This is a genomic window from Bradyrhizobium vignae, from assembly GCF_004114425.1.
Lineage (GTDB): Bacteria > Pseudomonadota > Alphaproteobacteria > Rhizobiales > Xanthobacteraceae > Bradyrhizobium > Bradyrhizobium vignae.
On record NZ_RDQF01000073.1, the window covers coordinates 23,888 to 31,992 of the forward strand.

At 61.2% G+C, this 8,105-nt stretch carries 8 protein-coding genes; all 8 read left to right on the top strand.

Annotation, left to right across the window (positions count from 1 at the left end; all coding sequences use genetic code 11):
* Window positions 1-260: 260 nt before the first annotated feature.
* The 8 genes from EAV90_RS35175 (at window position 261) to EAV90_RS35210 (ending at window position 7,984) form a co-directional block, all read left to right on the top strand.
* The gene (locus EAV90_RS35175; protein ID WP_129146059.1) at window positions 261-770 is read left to right on the top strand and encodes a YybH family protein; all 510 of its coding nucleotides are present in this window, start codon (window positions 261-263) and stop codon (window positions 768-770) included.
* A 226-nt stretch (window positions 771-996) separates the two neighbouring features.
* A complete protein-coding gene (locus EAV90_RS35180) occupies window positions 997-1,788 on the top strand; it encodes an alpha/beta fold hydrolase (RefSeq protein ID WP_164937240.1) in 792 nt (263 codons plus the stop codon).
* The gene (locus tag EAV90_RS35185; protein ID WP_129146061.1) at window positions 1,785-2,696 is read left to right on the top strand and encodes a DUF1028 domain-containing protein; all 912 of its coding nucleotides are present in this window, start codon (window positions 1,785-1,787) and stop codon (window positions 2,694-2,696) included. The genes EAV90_RS35180 and EAV90_RS35185 overlap by 4 nt, the downstream gene beginning before the upstream one ends.
* Before the next feature lie 166 nt (window positions 2,697-2,862).
* The gene (locus tag EAV90_RS35190; protein WP_208738571.1) at window positions 2,863-3,588 is read left to right on the top strand and encodes a GntR family transcriptional regulator; all 726 of its coding nucleotides are present in this window, start codon (window positions 2,863-2,865) and stop codon (window positions 3,586-3,588) included.
* On the top strand, window positions 3,585-4,373 hold the full coding sequence (locus EAV90_RS35195; protein WP_129146062.1) for an SDR family oxidoreductase: 789 nt from the start codon (window positions 3,585-3,587) through the stop codon (window positions 4,371-4,373). Before EAV90_RS35190 ends, EAV90_RS35195 begins: the two co-directional genes overlap by 4 nt.
* 21 nt (window positions 4,374-4,394) lie before the next feature.
* The gene (locus EAV90_RS35200; protein ID WP_129146063.1) at window positions 4,395-5,273 is read left to right on the top strand and encodes an SMP-30/gluconolactonase/LRE family protein; all 879 of its coding nucleotides are present in this window, start codon (window positions 4,395-4,397) and stop codon (window positions 5,271-5,273) included.
* Window positions 5,274-5,426: 153 nt separating this feature from the next.
* Window positions 5,427-6,359: a 3,5-dioxohexanoate:acetyl-CoA acetone transferase gene (kce, locus tag EAV90_RS35205; protein WP_129146064.1), complete on the top strand. Its 933-nt coding sequence runs from the start codon at window positions 5,427-5,429 to the stop codon at window positions 6,357-6,359.
* Between the two features lie 365 nt (window positions 6,360-6,724).
* Window positions 6,725-7,984 (top strand): alpha/beta hydrolase family protein, encoded by a 1,260-nt coding sequence (locus tag EAV90_RS35210; RefSeq protein ID WP_129146065.1) that lies wholly within the window; start codon window positions 6,725-6,727, stop codon window positions 7,982-7,984.
* Window positions 7,985-8,105 lie beyond the last annotated feature (121 nt).

Sequence of the window (8,105 nt, forward strand, 5' to 3'; positions counted from 1 at the left end):
CCCAGTGCATCCTAATCGCCCGCGACATTAGTCGATCACGAGTAACGATGGCGTCGTCCCGCTTTAGCTCTCGCGATTTTGCGTCTTCTTGGCGTGCCCTCAGCTGAGCCGCTCAGAGCTGCTGTCCAGAAGCGACTGCCGGCGGCCGAGGCTCAAGCACGAGAATCTGCCTTGGTCTTTGCACCCGAGGCCGATGAGTCGCCGATACGCGGGGGATTTCCCGGCGGCCAATTTTAGGATCACACCACCCAGGAGCATCCATGCCGACTTTAGATGAGGACCGAGCAGCCATTTTGAAAGTGCATCGCGACTGGTGGATTGCCAATCACAAGTGGGATATCCCCTTGATGCGAACCTGCTTCCCGAGTGGCACCGCGTTCTTAAATTTCAACCTTAGCGGCGATCCGTACTTCGGGCGGGAGGAACTGACCGCCTTTTGGGAGTCGTTCAAGGACAGGCCGCGATCGAAGCCTGCGGTCATGCACATCTGGCGTTTGGATGTCCATGGCGACATGGCCTACCTGCTTTGCGAGGGCAATTTCGAAGAAGCCGACAAACCGGACCAGTACCTGCGCAGCACCGAAATCTACGTGCGCAACGACGGAGAGGGGAAGCCGGAGTGGAAGATCTGGCACTTCCACTGCTCGGAGATGGCGCCCAAAGATAAGATCCGGCAGCCGTTCGGCGATAGCTATGCCAGCCGCGGCGTGGGCTATCTGCCGCCCAGCTTCGGCAAGAGCTTTTCGGTTACGGACGACCAAAGGCCGTAATCAAAGCGAGCGCCCTGCCGGGCTGGCCGCGCATCCTGCACCCGGCGGACGGACTGACCCCGCCGGGGCGAAGAACATCCAGAGAAGATTTTCCAGCTGAAGTTGCCGCCCAATGTGGCCGCCGAGAAGCGGATGGACCGTAGTGAGCGAGCGTCACTGGAAAGGAAAAGCGACACGCAATGAGCGTCCCTTCGGCCGTTCGGAGCGTCGTGGCCGTGGAGGACTCATGAGGCGGCTCACTATCAAGCGACCAGTCGGTCCGATTGTGGTTTCTTACCATGGGGAAGCCGACGCGAGCAGGCCGCCAATCCTGTTCGTGCATCCCATCAATCTCAAGGGCGCGGCCTGGGCCGAGATCGTGCCGGCATTCGCCGACCGGTTCACGATTGTCCCCGACATGCGTGGATTCGGTGACTCGCCACCGGCCGAACAGTACGACCTTGCTCGGTGGGCGCAGGACTGCATCGATGCCGTCGACCGGGCGGGCATCGATCGCTTCCACGCCATCGGCGGTTCGCTTGGTGGAGCGATTTCGGTCTATCTCGCCGCTGCCGAGCCCAAACGGGTCCTCTCGGTTGTCGCGGTAGGCAGTCAGCTCTACTCGCAAGATCCTGACAATGCGGCTGTTCTAGCCACCCTCGAGCATCACACCGTCAAGGAGATGTTTGAGCTCATCCTGCCGAAATATGCACTCGGTCCAAACGCGTCTGCCGAAGTGGTGGCCAAGACCATTGCGCTGCGTAATCCAAACGAAAAGGACGACATCCGTCGCGTGTGGAGAGCCGCCTGCGCGGCCGATATCCGGGCCCATGTGGCCAGCGTCAGTTGTCCTGTGACGGTTCTGACCGGCGAGTTCGACCTGACGTGCCCTCCCGCAGCCGGCGCAGAAATGGCAGCCGCGCTGCATGCTCCGCACGTTCTCCTGCCAGGCATTGGTCACTTGCCGATGCTGGAGGATCCGCCGGCTTTGATCGCCGCAATCAAGGCACACCTTGCCCATGCGGAGTCCAGAAGATGACATACTCGATTATCGCCCGAGACCCGATCACCGGTGAATTGGGTGTTGCCAGCCAATCGCATTATTTCGCGCTCGGGCGCGTTGTGACGTTTGCGCGAGCCGGTGTCGGCGTTGTTGCGACCCAGTCGTTCGTTAATCCAGCTTACGGGCCGAACGGGTTGGATCTCATGGCCTCCGGCGCATCGGCGGCGACGGCGCTCACGAGCCTGCTTGCAAAGGACGAAGACCGAGAGTTGCGCCAAGTCGCCTTTCTCGATGCCGGCGGCGGCAAAGCCATGTTCACTGGCGATCGCTGCGTTCCCCACCGCGCTCAGCTCGAGGCCAGCAACGTTGTCGTGCTGGGAAATATGCTCGCCAGCGACGCCGTGGTTCCCGCCATGCTAACAGCGTACGAGGATACTGGCGGCCCACTTCTCGACCGAATGCTCGCGGCAATGGATGCAGGTGAAGCCGCTGGAGGTGACGCCCGTGGCCGGATGTCCGCCGCGCTCCTTTTGGTGCCCGCCGCCATCACTCCAGCGCGCTGGGCTAACCGGCTCATCGATGTGCGAGTTGATGAACATCCGGAGCCGCTCGCCGAATTGCGCAGGCTCGCCAAGCTCTCTCAGGCACACACGATCTTGGGCGCATCTGTCTTCACACCTGGGCTGCTCTCGAGCGAGGCAGCGACAGGTCCGCAGCTTGCAGAGGCACTGCGCATGCTCACGGAGGCCCAGGCATTGATCGGCGCTGACCCAGAGCCAACCTTCTGGAAGGGCGTGCTGCTGATCCGCGCCGGCGAAATTGCCTCGGGGAGGAGACTAGTTGCCGCCATCGCCGCGGCGCGACCGCAGTACCGGACCTTCGTGGATGGGCTCTACGCAGTCGGCATCCTTCAGCTGTCATCGAACGAACTCCTCGGTGCGTGAAAAGCTCAACACTCTTTGCCTCCTTTGCGAGGCGTTTTACTGGCGCTGGAGCCGGGCCGCGACTGCCTCACCGCGCCATTCGGAATACCGACAGGCTCGCCGATCGATGCTTGACGGAATTTTCACAATGTGATCACATATCTCAAAAGTGGAGGGGACGCTGGAATTGCGCAATCTCATCGCCTTGCTGCCATTGCCGACCCTTGTCCGGGACTCGATGGAGGATCAGGTCTATCGGCATTTGCGACATGGTCTGATGGCCGGACGCTTTGCGCCGGGCCAGAGGCTGACGGTCCGGGGTCTTGCCGAGGCGCTGGGTTCAAGCCCGATGCCGGTACGCGAGGCGCTGCGCCGCCTGCAAGCCGAGGGCGCCTTCGAATTCAGCGGTTCGGCGCGGCTGAGCGTTGGGAGGCTGTCCGAGGCACAGCTGCGCGATGTGCGCGATGCGCGCGTAGCCCTCGAGGGGCTGCTGGCCGAGCGCGCAGCTTCGCGTATGACGCGTGCCGATGATGCCGAGGTGACCCAACTCTACGGCCGGCTGCAGAGCGCCGCTGATGCAGTTGATGGCCGCACTTATCTCTGGACCAATTTCGCCTTCCACCGGCGGATCTACCAAATCGCACAGGCGTCGGCGATTCTCGGCGCCGTCGAGCATTTTTGGCTGCTCGTTGGTCCGTGCTTCGTGCTCGTTGCTCCCGATGCTGCCCACCTGCAGCGTTCCATGGACGCGCACCGCCAGATACTCGATGCGCTCTTGAACCGCGATGCGCCCGCCGCACGCGCTGCAGTGACAGACGACATCATGCAGGCCGCCAATTGTCTGTCCCGCATTCTCGATAATGCGGGCAGCGAGCACGCCGCGGCCGTTCCGAGACGGGGGCGACCGGCATGAGCGTGCTGCAGCGTCTTGTGCCTCATCCCGAGCTGCGCGTCCTGATCTCGGCCGGCGCGTCCGGTATTGGCGCCGCACTTGCCGGTGCCTTCGTTGAGGCTGGTGCGCATGTGCATATCTGCGACATCAACGACGATGCGCTTGCAACCTTCCGCAATCAACATCCGCAGGTGCTTGCCACCAAGGCCGATGTATCGGACCGCGACGCGGTCGCGGACGTTTTTCGCGCGCAGGCTGCGCGTTGGCGTGGGCTCGACGTGCTCATCAACAATGCAGGTATTGCCGGATCGACCGGCGGAATCGATGCCATTGCAGAGTCCGACTGGCGGCAAACGATCGATATCAATCTCAATGCACAGTACCGCTTCGCCCATCATGCTATCCCGATGCTTCGCCAATCTCCCTATGGGCAAATCCTCTGCATGGCCTCCGTTGCCGGCCGCCTCGGTTATGCCTGGCGTACCCCATACGCCGCATCGAAATGGGCCATCATTGGGCTCGTCAAATCGCTTGCCGCCGAGCTCGGCCCCGACGACATCCGCGTCAATGCGCTCTTGCCGGGTATCGTCGAGGGCCCGCGCATTGACGGCGTGATCCGCGCGCGCGCGGAGCAGCTCCAGACCAGCTACGAGGCGATGCGCCAGGAATACCTCAAGAAGATCTCGCTGCGTCGCATGGTGACGGCCGAGGACGTTGCGGCCATGGCCTTATTCCTTTGCTCGCCAGGTGGACGCAACGTGACTGGCCAGGCGATCAGCATCGACGGGAATGTGGAATACCTGTGAACCGTAAGATTGGGGGGTGGCTTGCAGATCGAGATCATAGCGGATCTGAAGACGACGCTTGGCGAAGGCCCGCTCTGGGACACTGAGCAGCAGCGTCTGTACTGGATAGACAGTATCGATGGCCGCATTTTTCGTGCGACCGCAGATGGACGTGAGCTTCGCGCCTGGGATGTAGGGGCGAAAATCGGCTCGATGGCGCTTCGTCGTGACGGTACGCATGCGCTCGTCGCGCTGCAATCCGGCGTACATGATCTCGATCTGGAGAGCGGGGAGCTGAAGCTGATCGCGGCACCAGAGGCGCATTTGCCGCGCAATCGGTTGAATGACGGCAAAGTCGATCGCCGCGGGCGTTTCGTCTTCGGTTCCATGGATACACTGGAGGATGAGGCCTCCGGCCGCCTTTATCGGCTCGATCCCGATCTCTCGCTGCACGTCCTGGACGAGAAGATCATCGTGTCCAATGGCCCGTGCTGGAGCCCGGACGACCGGACCTTCTATTTCGCCGACACCTGGACTGGGGAAATCTGGGCCTACGACTATGACATCGAGACCGGCGCTGCCACCAAGCGGCGCCGTTTCGCGCCTGTTGATCGCTCAAACGGCGGTGCTGCCGATGGCGCCACGGTCGATGCAGAAGGATTTCTTTGGCAAGCGCTCGTCTATGATGGAAAGCTCGTGCGCTACGCGCCCGACGGAAGCGTTGAGCGCGTTATCGAGATGCCGGTGCGCAAGGTCACGAGCGTGATGTTCGGTGGTTCCAACCTCGACATTCTGTACGTGACCTCCATGGCGAAGCCACCCTTGCCGCGATTTCCCGATGACGGACAGCAGCGCGGGGCCCTATTTGCAATCAAAGGTCTTGGCGTCCAGGGCATTCCGGAGCCGCGGTTCGCCAGCTGACCCACGAAAAGCTGCTTCATCATCAATCAGCGGCGAGGAGATCCATCGTGCGCAAGCGCGGTGGCACTCTTGATCCTGGCGGCTGTCCTGCCGTCAAAGCCGAAAATGCCGCGGCCGACGCTTACCATCACCGATTTGCTCTGGAGGTTTCACATGGCCAGGACTGGCAAGGTCATTCTCACTTCTGCCCTGACCGGCGCGATCCACACGCCCTCAATGTCCCCGCACCTCCCGGTGACACCGGAGGAGATTATCGAAGAGGGCGTGCGAGCTGCGGAAGCGGGAGCTGCGATTCTGCATGTGCATGCACGCAACCCGAAAACCGGTCAGCCGGACCAATCGGTCGAAGGATTTGCGAAGATTCTGCCGGAGTTGAGTCGCAGGTCGGGGGCCGTGATAAACATTACGACCGGCGGCAGCCCATTCATGACAGTCGCCGAACGCGTGGAGCCCGCCCGGCATTTGAGGCCCGAGCTGGCCTCCCTCAACATGGGCTCCTTCAATTTCGGCCTATTCCCCATGCTCAAGCGCTATCACGAGTTCACCCACCAGTGGGAACGCGAGCATCTGGAGTCCTCACGCAACCTCGTTTTCCGCAACACCTTCGCCGATATCGAGCAGGTCCTCACACTATGCGCGCCCGGTGGTACGCGATTTGAATTCGAGTGCTACGATGTTGGTCACCTCTATAATCTTAAGCACTTTGTCGACCGCGGATTTGTACGGCCGCCGTTCTTCATCCAGTCCGTCTTCGGGTTGCTCGGCGGGATCGGCGCGCATCATGAGGACATCGCCACCATGCGCCGCACGGCCGAGCGGCTGTTCGGCAATGACTATGTCTGGTCGGTACTCGGCGCTGGCGCCGCGCAGATGCGCATAGGCGCGATGGCCGTAGCAATGGGCGGCCATATCCGCGTGGGACTCGAGGACAGTCTTTGGGCAGGGCCCGGCAAGCTCGCCACCTCCAGCGCGGAGCAAGTAAGGCTAGCCCGCTCGATCCTGAAAGGACTCGGCTTAGAGGCGGCAACGCCGGACGAGGCCCGGGCCATGCTGAAGCTGAAAGGGACGAGCGATGTCGGCTTCTGACCGTTCGATCTGTGTGGCGGCCTTTGGGCGAATGAGACCGGCGCCAGCTCTGACAACACCCGCCGGCGGCTCCCGATCAGCGCCCGGAGGCGACGACCGGAGAGCCTGGTGTAGCGATATCGCTGTGAATCGCGCCTCGCTCTCTGCAGTAAGCGCGTGCGGCGTCATCAGCTAGATTCCGCCGGGCGTAGTCGAACACGAAATGGTCTCACGTCACACGCGCCGAGCCCACGGCGATCCAATCTGACCAACCGGCATACATCGTCGCGTCTTTTGATTCGAGCGTGGGTTCAAATAGCATCGCAAGCGCGCGCCGTACCATATGACATGTCGCCGCGTGCTCTATTCAGCGCTCGGATAAAAAAATGATCGACCGCCAAGAACAAAGGCGTTCTACGCGGCCTAACGGGGAGGGCACGGTGATGCAAGAACAGGCGAAAAGTGTCCACTGCTCGCCCAGATATGACCCTGACGGCTGGACCCACTGGCCGGATCATGAGGTCGAGAGCACGCAGCTGAGACGCTTGCTGGGAGATGCCCAAGAGGGCGCAAGCTTCGTGTCCGAGTGCCTCATGATTGCGGGCAAGATCGTTGTCGGCGACGACGAGAGCTGGCTCGGTGAGTGGCGTGGCTTAGCCGACGGGATCGCAAAGCGCGCGCGCCTGTCAAGCGCAGAAGGCCACTTTACAACGGCAAGGAACGAATGGCTGCGCGCCTTGAACTACTATCGTACAGCTTCCGCCTTTCTTATTGGCAGCGATCCGAGAATCGCCGAACTGTCTCGCATCGCCCGGTCATGTGCTGAAGCGTTCCTGGAGCTGCTGTCTCCGCGCGGAGAGGTGTTGGAGATCCGCTTCGGCTCCGACTGGCTCCAAGGCTATCTCATTCGTTCATCCGCCGCGCCACGCAAATCCCCGGTGGTCGTGGCGTTCGGAGAGGAAAGAGATACCAAAGAAGACCTGTTGGTGAGATTTCAATCTCATGCCATTGCGAGCGGCCTGTCATTGCTCGTTATCGATCTGCCGCAAGAGATCGAGTGCTTTCAGGATTCCCCGGTTCACCATTATCAAGGTATCGCGCTACGCCGCTGGTTGGAGTATCTACTTAGCCGCGATGACGTCGATCCGAGGCGAATCGCGTTGATAGGCGATGGTCTTGGAGGAGCCCTTGCCACGCGCGTGGCGGCAACTGATATGAGGTGGGCTGCCGCCGTTTGCGACGGCGGATTTTGGGATGATCTCGAGCACAGATATGTCACCACCAGCCTGTTCGGTGCAGGTATAAAACGATCCCCGTCCTGTAAGCTTGCCCGTCAGGTCAAATGTCCATCCCTGGTCGTTGTGGGAGAGCACGACTACGTCAGGCTGGAGGATATCACGGCCTTGCATGAGCACTGCCGCGCCGCGGGCGTACCCATGGATCTCAAGATCTTCAGGGGCGAGGAGACCGGTTCATCGCACCGGCAACTCGACAATCCGAGCATTGGGCGGCAGTTTATCTTCGATTGGCTAAGGGACAAGCTGCGCCTCGATCGAAAGGACCAGGCGCCTACCATTCCAACGCGAAAGAATTGCATAGAGAACGCTCTGGCGATCAATGATACTCGCACCGCGTCGAGGGCCTAGAGCATGTTGTTTTTGGCTGGAATCGGGATTCCCACCGGGAGCGATTTCTGATTCAACATCCATGCTGGAGGGCGGAGGCCGGCATGGATGACGCGACCCTATTCGGAAGACATCCGGGAAC